At 66.7% G+C, this 18,124-nt stretch carries 16 protein-coding genes, 1 tRNA gene and 1 pseudogene; 12 read left to right on the forward strand and 6 right to left on the reverse strand.

The genetic code is table 11. From position 1 onward, the window contains the following. Window positions 1-70: 70 nt before the first annotated feature. The 4 genes from OV287_RS01935 to OV287_RS01950 form a co-directional block, all read right to left on the reverse strand. Window positions 71-2,800 carry a M1 family metallopeptidase gene (locus OV287_RS01935; RefSeq protein ID WP_267532246.1) on the reverse strand — a complete coding sequence of 910 codons (2,730 nt, stop codon included), beginning with the start codon at window positions 2,798-2,800 and terminating at the stop codon, window positions 71-73. Between the two features lie 11 nt (window positions 2,801-2,811). Next, window positions 2,812-3,198, reverse strand: coding sequence for a VOC family protein (locus tag OV287_RS01940; RefSeq protein ID WP_267532247.1), 387 nt, complete (start codon window positions 3,196-3,198; stop codon window positions 2,812-2,814). A 108-nt stretch (window positions 3,199-3,306) separates the two neighbouring features. Further along, a tRNA-Asn gene (locus tag OV287_RS01945) sits at window positions 3,307-3,467 on the reverse strand. 155 nt (window positions 3,468-3,622) lie between these two features. Beyond that, window positions 3,623-4,645, reverse strand: coding sequence for a ChaN family lipoprotein (locus OV287_RS01950; protein ID WP_267532248.1), 1,023 nt, complete (start codon window positions 4,643-4,645; stop codon window positions 3,623-3,625). 95 nt (window positions 4,646-4,740) lie between these two features. Between OV287_RS01950 and OV287_RS01955 the strand changes: the two genes are divergently transcribed. From OV287_RS01955 to sitI6 (OV287_RS01990), 8 genes and pseudogenes are all read left to right on the forward strand, one after another. Beyond that, window positions 4,741-5,178: a GNAT family N-acetyltransferase gene (locus OV287_RS01955; protein WP_267532249.1), complete on the forward strand. Its 438-nt coding sequence runs from the start codon at window positions 4,741-4,743 to the stop codon at window positions 5,176-5,178. 82 nt (window positions 5,179-5,260) lie between these two features. After that, on the forward strand, window positions 5,261-6,409 hold the full coding sequence (locus OV287_RS01960) for a pyridoxal-phosphate-dependent aminotransferase family protein (protein WP_267542273.1): 1,149 nt from the start codon (window positions 5,261-5,263) through the stop codon (window positions 6,407-6,409). Window positions 6,410-7,262: 853 nt separating this feature from the next. After that, window positions 7,263-7,940, forward strand: coding sequence for a SitA6 family polymorphic toxin lipoprotein (gene sitA6 / locus OV287_RS01965; RefSeq protein ID WP_267532250.1), 678 nt, complete (start codon window positions 7,263-7,265; stop codon window positions 7,938-7,940). Window positions 7,941-7,964: 24 nt separating this feature from the next. After that, a complete protein-coding gene (sitI6, locus tag OV287_RS01970; RefSeq protein WP_267532251.1) occupies window positions 7,965-8,681 on the forward strand; it encodes a SitI6 family double-CXXCG motif immunity protein in 717 nt (238 codons plus the stop codon). 78 nt (window positions 8,682-8,759) lie between these two features. After that, on the forward strand, window positions 8,760-9,437 hold the full coding sequence (gene sitA6, locus OV287_RS01975) for a SitA6 family polymorphic toxin lipoprotein (protein ID WP_444546326.1): 678 nt from the start codon (window positions 8,760-8,762) through the stop codon (window positions 9,435-9,437). A 23-nt stretch (window positions 9,438-9,460) separates the two neighbouring features. Next, entirely contained in the window at window positions 9,461-10,177 is a 717-nt protein-coding gene (gene sitI6, locus OV287_RS01980) for a SitI6 family double-CXXCG motif immunity protein (RefSeq protein ID WP_267532253.1), read from the forward strand. A 54-nt stretch (window positions 10,178-10,231) separates the two neighbouring features. Further along, window positions 10,232-10,405: pseudogene (locus OV287_RS01985) on the forward strand (DUF2380 domain-containing protein); the annotation flags it as partial. 25 nt (window positions 10,406-10,430) lie between these two features. Then, the gene (gene sitI6, locus OV287_RS01990; protein WP_267532255.1) at window positions 10,431-11,147 is read left to right on the forward strand and encodes a SitI6 family double-CXXCG motif immunity protein; all 717 of its coding nucleotides are present in this window, start codon (window positions 10,431-10,433) and stop codon (window positions 11,145-11,147) included. A 23-nt stretch (window positions 11,148-11,170) separates the two neighbouring features. Here sitI6 (OV287_RS01990) and OV287_RS01995 read toward each other — a convergent pair whose 3' ends face one another. Beyond that, entirely contained in the window at window positions 11,171-11,674 is a 504-nt protein-coding gene (locus tag OV287_RS01995) for a hypothetical protein (protein ID WP_267532256.1), read from the reverse strand. 163 nt (window positions 11,675-11,837) lie between these two features. Next, complete coding sequence (locus OV287_RS02000) at window positions 11,838-13,934, reverse strand: serine/threonine protein kinase (protein ID WP_267532257.1); 2,097 nt, start codon at window positions 13,932-13,934, stop codon at window positions 11,838-11,840. A 375-nt stretch (window positions 13,935-14,309) separates the two neighbouring features. Here OV287_RS02000 and OV287_RS02005 point away from each other — a divergent pair, with 375 nt between their 5' ends. Genes OV287_RS02005 through OV287_RS02020 form a run of 4 tightly spaced genes read left to right on the forward strand, consistent with a single transcriptional unit; the run spans window position 14,310 to window position 18,122 of the window. After that, on the forward strand, window positions 14,310-15,662 hold the full coding sequence (locus OV287_RS02005) for a sensor histidine kinase (RefSeq protein WP_267532258.1): 1,353 nt from the start codon (window positions 14,310-14,312) through the stop codon (window positions 15,660-15,662). Next, on the forward strand, window positions 15,659-16,111 hold the full coding sequence (locus tag OV287_RS02010; protein WP_267532259.1) for a response regulator: 453 nt from the start codon (window positions 15,659-15,661) through the stop codon (window positions 16,109-16,111). The genes OV287_RS02005 and OV287_RS02010 overlap by 4 nt, the downstream gene beginning before the upstream one ends. Continuing rightward, window positions 16,108-17,754 carry a hybrid sensor histidine kinase/response regulator gene (locus OV287_RS02015; protein ID WP_267532260.1) on the forward strand — a complete coding sequence of 549 codons (1,647 nt, stop codon included), beginning with the start codon at window positions 16,108-16,110 and terminating at the stop codon, window positions 17,752-17,754. The genes OV287_RS02010 and OV287_RS02015 overlap by 4 nt, the downstream gene beginning before the upstream one ends. Continuing rightward, complete coding sequence (locus tag OV287_RS02020) at window positions 17,751-18,122, forward strand: response regulator (RefSeq protein ID WP_267532261.1); 372 nt, start codon at window positions 17,751-17,753, stop codon at window positions 18,120-18,122. The genes OV287_RS02015 and OV287_RS02020 overlap by 4 nt, the downstream gene beginning before the upstream one ends. Window positions 18,123-18,124 lie beyond the last annotated feature (2 nt).

Consider the following 18,124-nt stretch of genomic DNA (forward strand, 5'->3'; position numbering starts at 1 on the left):
ACCTGCTCCCGAGACCCTGTGGATGTCCCCTCTCCCTTTGGGAGAGGGCTAGGGTGAGGGTCTTCCCCGCTCAGCGCTGCGTCGCCGTGTTCACGCCCTTGCCGCGGGTGCGGAGGAACTCCCGCACACCCGGCTGATTGCGGCGCTCCGATTCCATGCAGAGCTGGATGGACTCGAGCGAACGAGCCAGGGAGCGCGGCCCTCCCTCGATCTTCTCCACGCGGGAGCGCAGGAAGGCCTCGGCCTCAGCTCGCCGCTGCTCGTCACAGAGGTCTCCCACCATCCCGATAAGTCCATTCAGCTCATCCGAGCGCATCCGGCTGGAGAGCGCGTCGAAGTTCTGCCGGTAGAAGTCCCAGGCCTGCTCGCGCGACTCGGCGGAGAAGAAGGCCTGGTAGAGGATGGAGGTCGTCTCGCGCACGTCGAACTCGTCGCCGGCCACCAGGGCGAGCGCCTCCTTCACGAGCGCCGGGTCGCGGAAAGCGCCCAGCGTGCTGAGCAACCGGACGCGCTCGTTGCGGTCCTTCGCCGTGCGGGCCTGGGCGAGCAGCGTGTCGAAGAGGGCGCGGTCGCCGCTGCGTGCCGCCACCCGGACAGCCGTCCAGGCCACCTCCGGGTGCACGGCCTTGCGGTCCGCCAGAAACGCGCGGGCGAGCCGGCTCCCCTCCTGGATGAGGGCCGGATCCTGTCCGCCCACGGCCGCGATGCCGAGCAGCGCCGAGCGCAGCTGCTTCACCTCATCGCCCTCGCCCGGCTTGGGCGTCCAGCCCAGGGCACGGGCCCGAGGGGCGTAGAGGTCGCGCAGCCAGGCCCGGTAGAGCGGGCGGTCGGCCTCGGGGAGCCGATCGAGCTTGATGTCGGAGAGGAGCTGCATGCCGCGCTGGAGGATGAGGCGGTGGGGGTCCGCGGCGGTGGCGGGGACGAGCTTCATGGCCTCGCCGAGCGGCACGTCGCCCCGGTCCACGGCGGCCTTCACGTCGGTCAGGAGGGCGAGCCGCTCCGAGGTGCTCAGCGTCCCCGGGGCCGCGGAGAGGAGCTGGGCGAGCTGCTCGCGCGAGTAGCTCACGCGGTAGTAGCCGGTGCCGCCCGCGTTGAGGAGGAGCCACGAGGGGCAGCCCTGGAAGGGCAGCTCCAGCTCACCCGTGGAGCTGGAGAGGAGCGTGCAGGCGCGTGTGGCGTCCTTGCCCTTGCCCGCGCGCACGCACACGGGGATGTCCCACGTCTGGCCGGTGGTTCCGGTGGAGCCGGCGGGGAGGAAGCGGTCCTGCGAGAGCGTCAGCCGTGGAGCCGTGCCCGGCTTGCACTGGAGCGTGGCGGAGACGCGGGGCACACCCGGTTGGTCAACGTAGCCGCGGAAGACGCGGGCCGCGTCGGCCCCGAGCGACTCGTCGAGCGTGGCGAGGAAGCCGTCCGAGTTCGTCACACGCCAGGCGTGCTTGCGCACATGGGTGCGCAGCGCGTCGCGAAGCCGCTCCTCGCCGAGCCACCCCTCGAGCATGGAGAGCAGCGCGGCGCCCTTGGCGTAGGTGGTGCCGTTGTCGAAGGCGCCGATGATGTCGTCGTTGGTGGTGATGGGCTTGCGGACGGCAGGCGAGGTGACGAGCGAGTCCGTCTCGAGCGCGAACGTGGACGAGTTGGCCTGGCTCTCCAGCGTGTACTGCCAGGCCGGGTCGAACTGGCCAGTGATTTTGTGGTCGAGCCAGGTGGTGAGGGACTCGTTGAGCCAGGTGTCGTCCCACCAGCGGCAGGTGACGACGTTGCCGAACCAGTAGTGGGCCAGCTCATGGATGGCGATGTTCACGTAGGACTTGCGGCGCTGGGGCGTCTCCTCGCCAGGACGGATGAGGGTGAGGGGCTGGCCGAGCGCGACGATGCCCGAGTGCTCCATGGTGCCCCAGAAGTGGGGCACCACCGCCACGTCGAGCTTCTCGTAGGGATAGGTCTGGTCGAAGAAGTCCTCGAGCAGCGTGATGATGCGCGGGGTGACGCTGGCGGCGTAGGCCGTCTCGGGGCCGCGGCCGCGGGGGACGATGAAGCGCAGGGGGGCGAGGGCGCGCCCGACGGAGCCGGCGTCCACCAGGTCGAAGGGGCCGACCACGAAGGCGACGAGGTAGCTCGGCATCGGACGGCTCTCGGCGAAGGTGACGCGCTTGAGGCCCCCGGGCAGCGGCTCCTCGGAGACGATGGCGTGGTTGGCGAGCGCCACGTGCTCCTGCTTCACCGTGAAGCGCAGGCGCCAGGGCACCTTGAAGCCCGGCTCGTCGAAGCACGGGAAGGCGCGTCGCGCGTCGATGGGCTCGAAGAAGGTATAGAGGTAGGGCTCGCCGCCCTCTTCCACGGCGTAGATGCCCTGGCTGCGCTCACGGTCCGCGCGGCCGGTGAAGGAGAGGAGGAGCTGAGCCTGACCGGTGCCGAGTGTCTCGGGGAGCAGCACGCCGAGCCGGCCCTCTGTGGCGGTGACGGTCTTGGCCTCCAGTGTGCGGCCATTGGTGAGGACGCGCGCCTGAGTCACCTGGAGGTCCTGCGCATGCAGCCACACCTGGCGTACCGGCTCACGAACGTCCAGGTCGACGGTGACGGTGCCGGAGTAGGTGGGTTCCGCGGGGAGGAGCGTCAGGTCCAGCGCGTAGCGCACGGGCCGCACGGAGTCGGGCAGGCGCAGCTGCGGGGGCTGGGGCTCGGGCCATTCCGGGGCGGCGGCCACGGGCGTGGGCGCTGTGGGGGCTACCGGTGGAGCCTCGGGAGCGTGGGCACAGCGAAGGGAGACGAGGGCGATGAGAGCGATGAGGAGCCAGCGCATGGCGCGCGAGGCTACCTGCCCGGCTCGATTTGGAGAAACTCCAGCCGGTTGCCGAAGGGGTCCCGGCACTCGAAGCGCCGCATGCCGGGGATGGGAACGCCGTCCTCGGGCTGGAGGCCCGCCTGCTCGAGCACATGCCGCACCGCATCGAGCTCCTCCACCTCGAAGGCGGGATGTGCCTTGGTGCGGAGCCGCTCGACGCCGTCCTCGGTGCCGATGTGAACCTGGATGCCGGGGAGCTGGAGCCAGAAGCCTCCTCGCCCTTTGAGGGCGTCCGGCTTGGCGATCTCGGACATGCCGAGGGTGCCGCAATAGAAGGCACGTGCGGCGTCTTCCATCCCCTTGGGAATGGTGAGCTGCACGTGATTCAACCGCAGGATTCGCACCGGGTGGGCCATGAGGCCGGGAATGCTACCGGATGCGAGGAGAAGGGGTCTGCGTCCGAGTGAGGAAGCCGTTTTTTAATCTCGTGCTCTACCACTGAGCTATTTCCTCCATGAAGGGAGGGAGGAAAGCCGGGTTCGAACCGGCGACCCCGAGAGCCAATGGGCGTGTATGGCCTCTTCGGCTGGACGCAAATGCTGTCAGAGAAGAATGAAACGCCCGAGTGGAAAAGCCGTTTGACTGCTCGATTAATAGTCGAGTGCCTTTACCATTAGGCTATCCCGGCGCATGGTGCCGGGAGTTGGATTCGAACCAACAGAGGTGCGTGTATGACCTCTCCTGCCGGGCGCTTCAAAGTTTTCGCGAGGGCTCGGGCGAATCCGCCGTTGCTCCCGCCTACACTTTGAAAGACGCGGCCTTCTCGCCGGACCTGACACGCTATTTCCCGGGGGATTTCTCCGGTGCATTCGGGCCTGACGGCTTCTGCTTGCGGAACACGGCGCAGGGGTCCTCCCGCTCCACGGCCGGTGTGAACCAGACATAGTCATAGGGAAGCCCTCCGGGACTGTCGGAGGGCACGTAGTCGCGAGGCTCGCGAGCCTCGGGGGCGACCTCGAAGAAGGCGAGGCTGCGCACCGGAAGGCCCGGGGCGAGCCGGACGAGCTGAGCGGGAACACCGCGGTCGGTGCGTGCGTGGCCGGCGCCGGTGATGAGGATGGCACCGTCCTCCGAGGCGGTGGTCCGCAGGCGATCGGCCATCTGCGCATCGCGCGCCCGTTGGGCAAGCACCATGGGCTCGAGCATGGACTCGGGGAGGTGGCCGCAATGAGACTCGTGCATCTCCGCGTGCATGGCGCGGGCGACGTCCTCCGGCAGTGGGGTCTCGAGCCCGAGCCGGGCGCGCGTCTCGGGAGCCAGGGCGTCGAGGCCACGAGTGACGAGCTCCTTCACCTGGGCGCGCGGGAGGTTGGCGCCGACGATGCGCAGGCCGCGCTCGGTGCCCACGGCGAAGATGGGGCGGTAGAGGGACCAGTCGGGCCAGCCACTCTGCTCCCAGGCGACGGCCTGGGCAATGGCATCCGGATTCCCGGGCGAGCGGGCGCGTGCTTCGTCAACGGCGGACTGCTGCTCGACATCGAGCATCTCGAAGGCGAGCACGGGCGAGCGGCCGGAAGCGGTGAGCGCCCGCACGAGCTCGGCCTGGAGGCGGTGGTGGTCGGGGTTGTCGTGCTGCTCGCCGAGGAGCACGAAGCGGGCCTGGGAGAGCTCCGCCAGCAGCGCTGGCTCCTCCACATAGCGGCCCTGCTTCACGTCCCAGATTCTTCCGGCGAGCGGGTGGTCCTGGTGCAGCGGGCTTCGCCACGACTCCGTGCGGGGCTCGGCTGGGGTGGCGCGATGGGTGGAGGGGGAGGAGGCACAGCCGCAGACCAGCAGGAAGGCGAGACAGAGTCGGAGGGACATGGCGGGGTGCAGTGCGCCACGCGCCTCCGGGTGGAGCCACGGTCCGATGGAACGGACGCTCAACGGCGAACACCTGAAGCCGTTACCATGGCGCGATGGATTCCCTGAATGAGCTGAAGATGACGGTGGTGGAGGAGCCCTCCGAGGAGGAGCTCCGGGCGCTGGTTCGCAGCCTGGTGCGGTACAACGAGACCCGAGCGGCGCCGGAGAACGCGCGGGACCTGGCCGTCTTCGTGCGAGCAGAGGATGGCACCCTGCTCGGAGGCGCCATGGGCTACACCCACTGGGAGTGGCTCTTCGTGAGCCACCTCTGGGTGGACGAGCGCCTGCGGGGACACGGCTGGGGCGGGCGGCTGATGGCGCACATCGAGGAAGCCGCGGTGCGGCGTGGGTGCCACTCGGCGCACCTGGATACGTTCAGCTTCCAGGCGCTGGGCTTCTATGAGAAGCAGGGCTACACGCGCTTCGGAACGCTGCCGGACTATCCGCGCGGCGAGAGTCGCTACTTCCTCCGCAAGCGCCTCACGCAGTAATACAGCCGTCCCGGTCCGGGCCGCACCAGGCCCTGGCCACCAACCGCGAGGAGGAGTTTCCGTGAGCGAGCGAGACCTGCTGATGATTCCCGGCCCGGTGGAGTTCGACCCGGAGGTCATGAGGGCACTGGGCACGAAGACGGCCAGCCACGTGGCCCCGGAGTTCATCACAGTGTTCGGCCGGGCGCTGAAGCGGTTCCGCGAGGTGTGCCTGGCGCCCTCGGCGCAGCCCTTCGTGGTGGCCGGCAGCGGCACGCTGGCCATGGAATTGGCGGTGGCCAATCTGGTGGAGCCGGGCGAGCGGGCGCTGGTGGTGAACACGGGGTATTTCAGCGACCGGATGGCCACGCTGCTGGAGCGCTACGGGGCGGAGGTGGTGCAGGCGAAGTGCGCGCCGGGAGAGGCTCCGGACGTGGCGGAGGTGGAGCGGGTGCTGGCGGGTGGGCGCTTCAAGGTGATGACGGTGACCCACGTGGACACGAGCACGGGGGTGCTGGCGCCGGTGGAGGCGCTGGTGAAGGCGGCGGGCCGGCAGGGAGTGCTGTCGGTGGTGGACGGGGTGTGCGCCACGGCGGGGGAGACGTTCCACCAGGAGGCGTGGGGCGCGGACGTGTACCTCACGGCCAGCCAGAAGGCGATTGGAGTGCCGCCGGGGCTGGCGCTGCTCTGCGTGAGCAAGCGGGCCATGGATGCGTGGCGCTCGCGCCGGACGCCGGTGCGCTCGCTGTACGCGGACTTCGCGGAGTGGCTCCCCATCATGGAGGCGTACGAGGCCGGCCGGCCCGCCTACTTCGCCACCCCGCCCGTCAACCTGGTGTATGCGCTGGAGGTGAGCCTGGGGCAGATCCTCCGCGAGGGGATGGAGGAGCGCTTCGCCCGTCACCGTCGCATGGCGCAGGCCTTCCGCGCGGGCTGGCGGGCATTGGGGTTGAAGCTGCTGCCGGTGAGCGAGGCGGTGACGGCGAACACGCTCAGCGCCCTGTACTACCCGGAGGGAGTGGACGCCGCGGTGCTCGGACGGGCGCGAGAGCAGGGCGTGGTGCTCGCCGGAGGACTGCACCCGCAACTCAAGACGCGCTACTTCCGCGTGGGGCACATGAACGTGGTGGGCCCGAGCGACGTGCTGGCCACGGTGGGCGCGGTGGAGCGGGCGCTCTCGGCCGCGGGCCATCGGTCCGAGCCGGGTGTCGCCGTGGCCGCCGCTCAGGCGGAGCTGCTCGCGGCGCGGTGAAGTTGAGGCTGTCGCGGGTGAAGTGACGGCGTGCGACGTCAGCGCCTGGAGTGATCGAATACGTCAATGACGTGAATCCCGTGGCCTCGTAGGAAGAGGCCCGGGAGGTAGCTGTGCTTGGCTCGAGAGTGACGGCCCTGTGCGAAAAGAGAACAAGCCCCATCCGCGTTGACTTCTAAGCTTATGCCAATCTCAGTGGAGTATTTGCTTTCTGTTGTTCGGAACTACTGGCGCTCGGACCATGAGTTTGATGGCAAGTTGGAGAGGAGCCCCGAGGCAAAGAGGTTCCAGGAGCTGTGGGAGCAAGAGCTCAAGAGAATGGAGCAATGGGGGGTGCTCCTGGACGAGTTGAGGGCGGCATTGCCTCAATTCAACATCGGGGATGCCACGGCCACCTGTGATGCTTGTTTTCGCTGTTCCGTGTATACGGCTCGGGAGCCCGTATATACGAACCAAGACAAAGAGCCGCTGGGGTGTCGTCGGCTGCGTTAGCATACTGGCGCCTGTCTATACTATTTATGGCGTGCAGTACGACTATAGAGGTGAAGAGCGAGTCGCCGATAGGGCCATTTTTGAGCTGCTTCTGCCTGAGATGCGGGCTCCTGCGGAGGTCGTGGCCAGGAAGATTGAGGCGATATTTGGGGTTGAGGCTCTTCCTCGCGAGATCGCCGAGACTCGAATCCCGCTGATTGTGGAGCCCCGAGAGCCGCCTGAGACCACTCTCTTTCATGCGCTCTTTACCAGTCTACCTGAAAGAGTGCATTGAGGAGGCGCCTCCGAACCGAACGTGTCGGACAATGGCTGAAGAGGGCGGTGTCGAAGTTGAGGATGCCAATGGTGTAGCGTGGGAGGGATGAGCCTCCTGCCCGGGAAGAGATGGCTGGTGCTCCTCGGCTTGTTGCTGACGGCGTGCGCGACGTCAGCGCCCGGAGTGAGCGAGTACGTCGAGGACGTGGACCCCGTGGCCTCGTGGGAGGAGGCGCGGGAGGACCCGAGCTGTGTGGTGCCGTTGTGCGAAGAGGAGCGCTGTGCCCTCTGGCGGTGCCAGGACGTGGTGGAGGTGGACGCCCACCCGGTGGTCCAGGCCTTCGCCCATGGCAGCCTGCGTCCGCCACCCAATCCGACCCGGTGGTGGGGACGCCCGCTGGCCGTACCTGGCGGCAGGGAAGCCGTCTTCGAGATTCCCTGGCACAACTGGAACATCCGCGGCCAGTACGCGCCCCGGGTATTGAAGTCCCCGTGCGTCCGCTCGTGGGAACCACTTGAGAAGCACCACATCTTCCCGCAGGAGTTTGCCGAGTGGTTCAAGAGCAAGGACATCAACCATCACGCCTTTACCATTCGTCTTCCCAGGAGCTTCCATGGTTGGTTGCACAGTGGCAGCTCTCGAGGCGGCCAGTGGAATGATGCCTGGAGGCAATTCCGGAAGAATAACGATGCTGCTGGCCCAGCCGAAATCTGGCGTTTCGCGGGAGAGCTCATGTCGCGCTTTGGCGTGAATGGGCCACTCGTGCCCTATTACTGCTCTTGAGATAAGAAGAAACAGCGCCTACGTATGAGCTATTTCCTCATCGATGAAGACAGGAAGTCGGAGTACACGTGGGACATTAGCGGCACACACAAGTGGCGGCTTCCAGGTATCCGCAACTGCCCCGGTTGCAGTGTTACCTGGGGGACCGATACAAGAGCGTACCCCTCGGTGGACCTGACCCCAGTGGCCCACCTGGCCGATTTTGAAGAGCCCAGGGCTGAGCCCGTCGAAGAGTACGATAGGATGTGCGAACTGGTTCAGCCCCTGCTTCCGCCAGGAGCTCTGCTGCAGCCGGGCGCGGCTTTTGGTCCGTTCGTTGGCAAGGCCCAGGGCCGTTTCGGAGCGCTCGTGGCGCTCTTCCCGTGGTTGTTACTGGTTCAGAGCGAAGCGCTAAAGAAACTCCAAGCCGAGGGGTTGCGAGAACTCAAAGGCTGCCGCACCCAATTGCGCTTCCGCCAGCGAAACTCGCCCGAACTGCTCGAGCTCGAACTCCTACCAGTAGGCAGACTGCACCCGAACTGCCTGCCTCCGGACCGCAATCCTCCTTGTTCTCGCTGTGGCCGACATGGGATCACGCGTCCCGATGACATGCTGCTGGACGCGTCCACAATTCCTGCGCATCTGGACCTGTTCCGGCTGGAGGACTTCTCTACGGCGATTGTCGGCACCGAGCGCTTCGTTGAGGCCTGCCACCGTCTTGGCCTGGACGGCGTGACGTTCCAACCCCTGCCGATGAAGTAGGAATCTGCTCGTGTTGGGCAATGGCGGAACCGAGGGCGGTGTCGAAGTTGCGGATGCCAATGGTGTAGCGTGGGAGAGATGAGCCCCCCGCTCTGGAAGAGATGGTTGGCCCTCCTTGGGCTGCTGCTGACGGCGTGCGCGACGTCAGCGCCCGGAGTGAGCGAGTACGTCGAGGACGTGGACCCCGTGGCCTCGTGGGAGGAGGCGCGGGAGGACCCGAGCTGTGTGGTACCGCTGTGCGAGGAGGAGCGCTGTGCCCTCTGGCGGTGCCAGGACGTGGTGGAGGTGGAGGACCACCCGGTGGTCCTGGCCTTCGCCCATGGCAGCCTGCGACCGCCTCCAAATCCGACCCGGTGGTGGGGTCGCCCACTGGCCGTACCTGGCGGCAGGGAAGCCGTCTTCGAGATTCCCTGGCACAACTGGAACGTCCGCGGTCAGTACGCGCCACGGGTGCTGATGCCCCCGTGCGTCCGCTCGTGGGAACCACTTGAGAAGCACCACATCTTCCCGCAGGAGTTTGCCGCCTGGTTCAATCTCAAGGGGATCGAGCTTCACTCCTTCACCATTCGCCTGCCCAGGAGCTTTCACCGGTGGCTGCACAGTGGTGGGTCCAGAGGTGGTCAGTGGAATGATGCCTGGCGTCAGTTCAAGGACAAGAGCGAAGAAGTCACCACAGAGGAGATATGGCGGTTCGCGGGCGAACTCATGCCTCGGTTCAGAGTGAACGGTCCACTTGTGCCCTACTACTGCGAATGAGGAGAGAGGAAGGGCGCTTACTCATGCATTATTTCAGAGTCAAAGAAGACAACTCATCGGTTTACACGGGACACGTCGAGGGCAGCCATAAGTGGGGGCTTCCTGGAATCCGCAACTGCCCTGCCTGCAAGGCTACGTGGGGTACTGACACCAGAGCATACCCCTCGGTGGACCTGAGTCCGGTGGCTACTCTGGCCGATTTTGAAGAACCTCGCGCTGAGCCCATTGAGGAGTATGAAAGGCTCTGCGAACTGGTTCGCCCGTTCTTACCTCCAGGGGCGCTGCTGCAACCAGGTGCGGCGCTTGGGCCGCTCGTTGGTCGAGCGCAAGGCCGCTTCGGGCCTCTCGTGGCGCCATCCTCGTGGGCGCTGCTAGTACAGCACGAGGCACTGCAGAAACTTCAGGCTGAGGGTCTGCGCGGACTCAACGGTTGCCGCACACAATTGCGTTTCCGTCAGCGCAACTCCCCCGAGCTGCTCGAATTGGAGCTCCCGCCCATTGGACGTCTGCATCCGGATTGCCTTCCTCTCAATCGCAAGCCTCCTTGTCCGCGCTGCGGCCGGCGTGGGCTCACGCGTCCCGATGACATGTTGCTGGATGCAGCCACACTTCCCTGTCACCTGGACCTGTTCCGGCTGGAGGACTTCTCCACAGTCATTGTGTGCACCGAACGCTTCGTCGATGCCTGCCGCCGTTTGGGTCTGCACGGCGTGACCTTCCAACCCCTGCCGATGAAGTAGGAATCTGCTCGTGTTGGATAATGGTGGAACCGAGGGCGGTGTCGAAGTTGAGGATACCATCGGTGGTTGCACAGTGGCGGGCCGCAAGGGGGCAAGTGGAATGCGGCCTGGAGGCAATTCCAGCAAAGCAACAATGGCGCCGCTCCGGAGGAGATCTGGCGATTCGCGGGTGAGCTCATGACTCGATTTGGAGTCATGGGTCCGCTCGTTTCCTATTATTGTGAATGAGTAAGGGCGAAGAGGCGCTTTACGTATGGACTATTTCACCCTCGATGAAGACAAGTCGCTGGGGTACCTGGGAGACATCGGTTGTACCCACAAGTGGGGGCTTCCCGGCATCCTGCGCTGCCCTGGATGCAAGGTCAGCTGGAGCGCCGGAGCCAAATCGTATCCTTCGGTGGACCTCACCCCAGTAGCCACTCTGGCCGATTTCGAGGAGCCCAGGGCCGAGCCCATCGAGGAATATGAGCGGCTGCGTGAGCTGGTGCGGCCTCTGTTGCCGCCAGGAGCCCTGGTAGAACCAGGGACAGAACTGGGTCCGCTCGTGGGGAAGTTCCAGGGTCCTTTCGGGGCTCTTGTGGCTCGTTTCCCGTGGTTGTTGCTTGCGCGGCGTGAGGCGCTGGACAAGCTCCAGGCCGAGGGGTTGCGGGGACTCAAGGGCTGCTGCACCGAGCTACGCTCTCGCCAGCGAAACTCACCTGTGTTGCTCGAGCTCGAGCTTCTTCCCGTGGGCCGCCTGCACCCGGATTGCTTGCCGCCGGACCGCAAGCCCCCTTGCCCGCGATGTGGTCGCTATGGCCTCACATTGCCAAACGACATGCTGCTGGATGCGTCCACGATTCCTAGTCACCTGGACCTGTTCCGGCTGGAGGACTTCTCTACCGTGATTGTCTGCACCGATCGCTTCGTCGAGGCCTGCCTCCGTCTGGGCCTGGACGGCGTGACCTTCCAACCCCTGCGCGTCGCCTGAGCCAACTGCTGGGGTGCAGGGGCTTAGCGAATCATGATGTTTTCGAGGATGGCCATCTTCACGGACCCTTGTTCTCCACCACTCAAGGTGAGCTTGTGGGGAGTGCTTTGAAGATTGTGGATATCCACGAAGCCCTCCAGCAGGAGGCGATGCTCCTCACCCTCGGAAGCAGGGGGCTGCCATACTTGGAGTGTGTAGGTTTTCCTGTGAACCACCAACTTCGCCATGGTCACCCGCTGGGAGCCGTTGGCAGCAGACAGGGTCAGTTCCACCTGCAGGAGCACGTGTGTTTGGGAGGAGTCTGAAGGGCGCGTGCTGTGGTACCCGATGAAGCTTCGCAGCGCCTGCACCTCGGGGCTTTTCGTGACACTCCCCGTGATATGCCAGACAGAGAATACACCGCCGATAGCCATTCTGGAGAAGGCCTCGAGCGTGAGGCTGCCTTGCTGGCGAGGGCACTCCTGTATCGCCTGCGCTTGCTCTATGAGGATGCGGCTCGGCCCAGGATTGCTCCCTTCGTCGTGCAACTCACGGAGAGCCTCAGGCGATGGCTCAAGGCGGTGTCCGTCCTGCTCATGCGAACGAACTCCTGAGGAGGGAGCGCTTCCAATGAGGAGCACCATGGTCAAGACAGGGCCGAGAGACATTGAGAACACGTGTGGCTCGTTTCCTGGAAGCGCACGAGTGCGCCTAGTCGAAGTGACTCACGGCCTTGAGTTGGATGCGGGACGGGACTTTGACGAAGCCCCGCTTTTCGGGGTCCAGTCCCAAGTTGGGAGCACCCAGCTTCCCCTCATGCCAGACCTCCATGCACAACGGTACCTGTCGGTTGTTATCCTCCTGTCCGCTGTAGTTGACGAGCCGGGTGTAGACACGATCTCCCTTGATGATGCTCGCCCCCAGGATGACGCCAACCATCATGAAGTTGCCCCATCTCTCGCGAAGCTCGACGCCCGTGCCGTTCAGGGGCACTGACATCGTGTCACGAAGCTCGGAAAGAGGTACCCGACTCTCTTCCTGGTCATAACCAGACCCGAAAGTCGCGTGCGGATGGATGCTCCCGATAGTAACGCCATTCTCCTTCATGTTCTTGACCGATTCGGGCGGGCATTCCACCAGCCACGCGTCATCGGGATCGAAGTAGGGGGTGGGCGGGTTCTTGATGTACTCCTCGTAGAAGGCCCTGGTGATGGGGGAGGTGGAGGCGCAGCCGGCGGCGAGGGCGGCGGTCACGCTGAGGCTCAGGCAGAACATGAGGCTCGGGTGCGCCTTTCTGGCCTGCGGCGAAGGGGTCTGCTTCCGTGCGGTCTTCTTCTCGTGCATGTCTTTCTCGCTGTGTCTGGCGTTGAGAACTGGCGCGGCAACGGCCTGTCCGTTGGGCGCCGCGTTTCCAACAACATCCGACGGTTTCAGCGAGGGCACGACATCTGGGAAAAAAGCATCCCATTGTATGGGAAAGACTTCGGGTGACATGAAAGGTTGGGTTGCGGACCCTACCTCCGAAGACACCTGCGTGCTCCACGAGGGCAGGAACCACAGCGCCGCGGCCAGGACGAGGACTCCCGGCGTCAGCGCTCTCAGCCTCCTTCCGAGCCCCGTCTGGAGGCCAGGAGCGGGTGCCTCCGCCGGAATCGCCGCGTCCACCACAGGGGGCGTCGGGGAGGTCGTCTGCGTCGGGGGCGCTGCCTCCGGCACAGCGCTCGCCTCTTGTGTTGGCCCCTCGCCCCGCCGCGGAGGCTGCTGTGCGAGCCTGCTCAGTCGCAGCGATAGATCCTCTCCCTCCGCGAGCTGTTCCATGGACCCGGTGGTGGCGTTGTGGGGACCGTGGTGCTCGAACAGGGGCTCCCGCCACGATGCGTCCGCCGTCGCCTTCAGCTCGCACAGCACCGTGCGCAGCTCGCGCGCGTCCGCGTAACGGGCTCCGGGTGACTTCTCCAGCATGCGCAGGCACACGCGCTCCAGTGCCTCCGGCACCCAGGGGTTGTGCTCACGGGGGGGCACGGGCCTCTCGTTGAGGACCGCCGCGCCGATCGCCAGGAAGTCCCCACCGGAGAACGGCAGCCGGTCCGTAAGCACCCAGTAGAGCAGTATTCCTACTGCCCACAGGTCGTCCGCCGGCGTTGGCTGATAGCGCGCTCCCGCTTCGCCCACATGGCGCCGGAAGAAGTCCCAGGCCTCGGGACTGCGGTACTCCGGTGTCCCCGGCGGCAGCACCGAGGTGGTCAGCGTGGGAGCTCCCTCGTAGGCGCCCGCGCCGAAGTCCACCAGCACCGGCTTTCTGTCCGAGGCTCGCACCAGGATGTTGGAGGCCTTCACGTCCCGGTGCACCACGCCCGAGCCATGCACGGCCTCCAGTGCCTCCAGCAGCGGCAGCATCAGTTCGTCCACCGCCTCGAGCGCCGACGGGTTCGTCCTTCGCACGCTCTCGTCCAGGGGCAGTCCGGGCACGTACTCCATGATGAGCACGCGGAAGTGGGGCTTACCCTCCGGCCAGTCCACGTACCCCAGCAGCCGCACCACGCGGGGGTGCTTCATCCGGCGGATCACGTCCACCTCCCGCTCCTCCCACCCCGCGGAGGATTCCAGCGGGAGGACCTTCAGGGCCACGGGTCCCGTGTCACCGCGTGCCAGGTACACGGTGCCGTAGCCCCCCGCGCCCAGGCGGCGCTCCACCAGATAGCCGGCCACCCGTGTACCGATGCTCAGCTCGGGAGGGGGTTGTCGGCGGGGGCGCGGGCGATCTCCTCGGCGGACGGGGCGGGGCGGGGGCGTCGATTCTTCAGCCATGCGGAATACCTCCAGAGTCGTCCCCACCCTGCAAGGCCGCGCGTCTCCACCGGCTCGTGCATGTGAGGTGACAAGTCATGGCCGGTGACACTACTCACGGAATAACCCCGAGGGCTACTGCTCAGGTCACATTCCCTCGCGTGACGGAGGTTCCACGGTGGGGCGTCTCCGGCCTCCGGATTGCACCTCCCGCCTCCCCGGCGAGCCTTCGTGCCTCGCGCGTGCCTCGTGGTCAGCGGCACGGGTTGAAGGGTCTCCAGGGTGGACTCACCCTTCACGGGAAAGTGTCCTTCTCCCCTGCCATGCTCCTGACCGACCCACGTCGCTTCCGCCGCCTGCTGCTGCGAGCCATCCTGCTCCCAGTGGGGCTGGCTGTTGCTGCTCGCGGGGGTCCTCTTATGGGCGGTGGGCGACCTCATCCAGGCCCAGGAGAATGCGCGCCACTCCCAGGTCGCCCTCACCCAACTGGAGCGGGTTCGCCAACTCCTCATCGATCGGGAGACCGGCGTCCGTGGTTACCTGCTCACGGGTGAGCCCTCCTTCCTGGAGCCCTACCATGCGGCCGGGCAACAGCTCCCCCTGGCGCTCGAGGAGCTGGAGCGGATTCTGGTGGGCCAGCCCCAGCAGCAAGCCTGGATACAGACGCTGCGCGAGCGCCGGCAGGAATGGGAGCAGGTGGCTGATCAGATGCTCTCCCGCTTCCATCAACAGGGCGATTGGCTGTCCCTGGTGCGCTCGGGCGCTGGCAAAACCCGCATGGATGCGATGCGTGCGACCCTGGAGGCCATCGCGGCCGAGGAGCGCCAGCGCGCCACCCTCCAGGCACTCGAGGCCGAGCGCGCGGGCCGGGTCGTGCTCATCATGGGGGGACTGTGGACGCTCGCGGTGGGCGTGCTGTTGGCCTGGCTCAGCCGGCGCCAGCTCATCACCCTGGCCCGGGACTATGACGCCAGCCTCTCCGAGGTGCGTGCCCAGGCGGACGCTCTGCGCGCCAGCGAGGCCCGGCTGGAGTCGCGCGTGGCCCAGCGCACTGTCGAGCTCACTGCCGCCAACAAGGAGCTGGAGTCCTTCAGCTACTCCGTCTCGCATGACCTGCGCTCTCCCCTGCGTGCCATCGACGGCTTCGCCCAGGCGATGCGCGAGGACGAGGGGGCGCGGCTGTCTCCCGAGGGCTTGCGGCTTCTCACTCGCCTGCAGGGGGCCGCTACGCGCATGGGCCAGCTCATCGATGACCTGCTGCAGCTCTCGCGCGTTACCCGTGCCGAGCTGCAGCGCGAGCCGGTGAACCTCAGCACGCTCTCCGCGTCCGTGCTTCAGGAACTGCGCCAGCGCGAGCCCGGGCGCGATGTGACGTGCTCGCTTCAGCCCGGCCTCACCGTGCAGGGGGATCCACGCCTGCTCCGAGTGCTTCTGGAGAACTTGTTGGGCAATGCCTGGAAGTTCACCAGCAAGCGCTCCGGGGCCCACATCGAGCTCTTCGCGGAGACGGCCAACGGGGTGACTCACTACGCTGTGCGCGACAACGGAGTGGGGTTCGACATGGCCTACGCGGGCAAGCTTTTCAGCCCCTTCCAGCGGATGCACAAGCCCTCCGAGTTTCCGGGCACGGGCATCGGGCTGGCCACGGTGCAGCGCATCGTCCATCGGCACGGCGGGGAGATCTCCGCTCAGGCCACCCTGGGGGGTGGCGCCACTTTCCGTTTCTCCCTTCAAGAGGCGCGAGCATGAGCAGCTCTCAGTCCATTCTCCTCGTGGAAGACAACCCGGACGACGTCGACCTGACGCAACGTGCTTTTCAGCGAGCGGGCTTCACCCAGCCGCTGGACGTGGTGGAAGACGGAGTGGAGGCCCTCGACTATCTCTTCGCGCGTGGCGCGCACGCGCACCGCGCCGGTGAGCCGCTGCCTGGCTTGGTCCTGCTGGATCTCAAGCTGCCGCGCCTGGATGGGCACTCGGTGCTGCGCCAGATTCGCGCCAACCCGCGCACCCGCTTCCTCCCCGTGGTCATCCTCACCTCCTCGGACGAGGAGAAGGACCTGGTGGAGAGCTACAGCCATGGCTGCAACAGCTACGTGCGCAAGCCGGTGAGCTACACCGAGTTCGTCGAGGCAGCGCGCCAGCTCGGCGTCTATTGGTTGGTGCTCAACCGCTCCCCGCTGCCGGGGGGGTCTGGATGACGATGCCGCTCCGTGTCCTGCTGGTGGAGGACAACCCGGACGACAAGGAGCTGGTGGAGCGAGAGCTACGTCGGGGGGGATTCGAGGTGCACAGTCAGCGGGTGCAGTCGGGTGAGGAGCTGCGCGCGGCGCTCCGGCCCGGGGCCTGGGACGTCGTCCTCTCCGACTACTGCCTGCCCGGCTTCGATGCGCCCACCGCGCTCAGCATCCTGCGTGAGAGCGGCCTGGACATCCCCTTCATCGTCGTCTCCGGCAGCGTGGGCGAGTTCGAGGGCGTAGAGGTGATGAAGGCCGGCGCTCGCGACTACTTCCCCAAGACGCTCCTCACCCGGCTGCCAGCCGCGGTGTTGCGCGAGGTAGAGCAGGCCCGGCTGCGCTACGAGCGTGCCCGGGCCGAGAGGGACCGTGCCTTGCTGGCCCGCGCTGGCGAGGTGCTGGCAGGCTCGCTGGACTTCCAGGAGACGCTGGACCGGGTGGCGCACCTGCCGGTGCCGGAGCTGGCGGACTGGTGCGCCGTCTACTTCTCCGAGGATGGACGGCACCTGAAGGTGGCGGCGCTGGCGCACGTGGACCCCGAGCAGGTGGCGCGGGGACTCGAGACGGACCGCCTCTTCCCCCTGGACCCGGACGCGAACGTGGGCCCCCCGAAGGTGTTCCGTACCGGTGAGCCGCAGCTGCTCCCAGATGTCCCCAGGGCCCGGCTGGAGGCGCTGGCGCGTTCCCCGGAGCATCTGCGCCGGATGCTCGCCTTGGAGCTGGGCTCCACCATCCACGTGCCCCTGGTGGGACGCACGGGCACGCTGGGGGTGGTGATGCTCGGCACCACCGGGAGCCGGCCGCACTTCACTCCGACGGATCTGCCCGTGGTCCAGGAGCTGGTGCGCCGCGGCGCCCTGACGCTGGAGAACGCGCGGCTGTACCGAGAGTCTCAGGAGGCCATCCGCCTGCGCGACGAGTTCCTCGCCGTGGCCGCCCACGAGCTGCGCACCCCACTCACCACGCTGGGCCTACAGCTGGGCACGCTGGTGCAGCGGGCACGGCGCGAGTCGTCCGCGGACATGGTGGAGCGGTTGGACAGAGGTCTGCGCCAGGTGCGGCGCCTGGGGACGCTGGTGGAGATGCTGCTGGATGTGTCGCGCCTGTCCACTGGGGAGCTGCCCTTGTCTCTGGAGGGCATGGACCTGGGCGAGCTGGTGCGCGAGGTGCTGGAGCGCTTCGAGGCGGAGTCTCAGGCCATGGGCTGCGCGCTGCGGCTGGAGGTCGCTCCGGGGCTCGTTGGCCTGTGGGACCGGATGCGGGTGGAGCAGGTGGTGTCCGGCCTGCTCTCCAATGCCCTCAAGTTCGGAGCGCGCCAGCCGGTGGAGGTGCGGGTGACCTCGGACGGCGAGGTGGCGCGAGTGGTCGTGGAGGACCGGGGAATTGGGATTCCGGAGGAGCAGCTCGAGCGCATCTTCGAGCGCTTCGGCCGGGCGGTGTCCTCGCGCTCCTACGGAGGGCTGGGGCTGGGGCTGTACCTGGCGCGACGGGCGGCTGAGGCACATGGCGGCCGCGTGTGGGCCGAGCAGCGCGAGGGCGGAGGGGCTCGCTTCACCCTGGAGCTGCCCCTGCGTGCGGTGGAGCAGGCGGTGGAGGAGTCCGCATGACGCGTCCCTTGCTGGTGGTGGATGACGATAGAGATTTGCGCGAGGCGCTCGAGGAGGTGTTGCGCGACGCGGGCTACACCGTGCTGGGCGCGTGCCATGGTCGCGAGGCGCTGGAGGTGCTCGCAGGCGCCCGGCCGCTGCCCGGACTGGTGCTGTTGGACATGATGATGCCGGTGCTGGATGGCTTGGGCTTTGCCCACGAGATGCACGCGGTGCCTGATTGGACGGCCATCCCCATCGTCATCTTCTCCGCCTCAGCCAGCAACGAGGCCGTCGCGCGCGAGGTGGGCGCATGTGCCTACCTGCGCAAGCCGGTGGACGTGGAGGTGCTGGTGGAGACGGTGGGCCAGCACCTGCTGCGCGAGTGAGC

The organism is Archangium lansingense (assembly GCF_026626635.1).
Classification (GTDB): domain Bacteria; phylum Myxococcota; class Myxococcia; order Myxococcales; family Myxococcaceae; genus Archangium; species Archangium lansingense.

Coding starts and splice junctions, on each gene's coding strand:
- OV287_RS02015 (WP_267532260.1), top strand. CDS start 16,108: ATGACGATGCCGCTCCGTGTCCTGCTGGTGGAGGACAACCCGGACGAC.
- OV287_RS02000 (WP_267532257.1), bottom strand. CDS start 13,934: ATGGCTGAAGAATCGACGCCCCCGCCCCGCCCCGTCCGCCGAGGAGAT.
- OV287_RS01935 (WP_267532246.1), bottom strand. CDS start 2,800: ATGCGCTGGCTCCTCATCGCTCTCATCGCCCTCGTCTCCCTTCGCTGT.
- OV287_RS02020 (WP_267532261.1), top strand. CDS start 17,751: ATGACGCGTCCCTTGCTGGTGGTGGATGACGATAGAGATTTGCGCGAG.
- sitI6 (WP_267532253.1), top strand. CDS start 9,461: ATGCATTATTTCAGAGTCAAAGAAGACAACTCATCGGTTTACACGGGA.
- sitI6 (WP_267532251.1), top strand. CDS start 7,965: ATGAGCTATTTCCTCATCGATGAAGACAGGAAGTCGGAGTACACGTGG.
- sitA6 (WP_444546326.1), top strand. CDS start 8,760: ATGAGCCCCCCGCTCTGGAAGAGATGGTTGGCCCTCCTTGGGCTGCTG.
- OV287_RS02010 (WP_267532259.1), top strand. CDS start 15,659: ATGAGCAGCTCTCAGTCCATTCTCCTCGTGGAAGACAACCCGGACGAC.
- OV287_RS01960 (WP_267542273.1), top strand. CDS start 5,261: ATGATTCCCGGCCCGGTGGAGTTCGACCCGGAGGTCATGAGGGCACTG.
- OV287_RS01955 (WP_267532249.1), top strand. CDS start 4,741: ATGGATTCCCTGAATGAGCTGAAGATGACGGTGGTGGAGGAGCCCTCC.
- sitA6 (WP_267532250.1), top strand. CDS start 7,263: ATGAGCCTCCTGCCCGGGAAGAGATGGCTGGTGCTCCTCGGCTTGTTG.
- OV287_RS01950 (WP_267532248.1), bottom strand. CDS start 4,645: ATGTCCCTCCGACTCTGTCTCGCCTTCCTGCTGGTCTGCGGCTGTGCC.
- sitI6 (WP_267532255.1), top strand. CDS start 10,431: ATGGACTATTTCACCCTCGATGAAGACAAGTCGCTGGGGTACCTGGGA.
- OV287_RS01940 (WP_267532247.1), bottom strand. CDS start 3,198: ATGGCCCACCCGGTGCGAATCCTGCGGTTGAATCACGTGCAGCTCACC.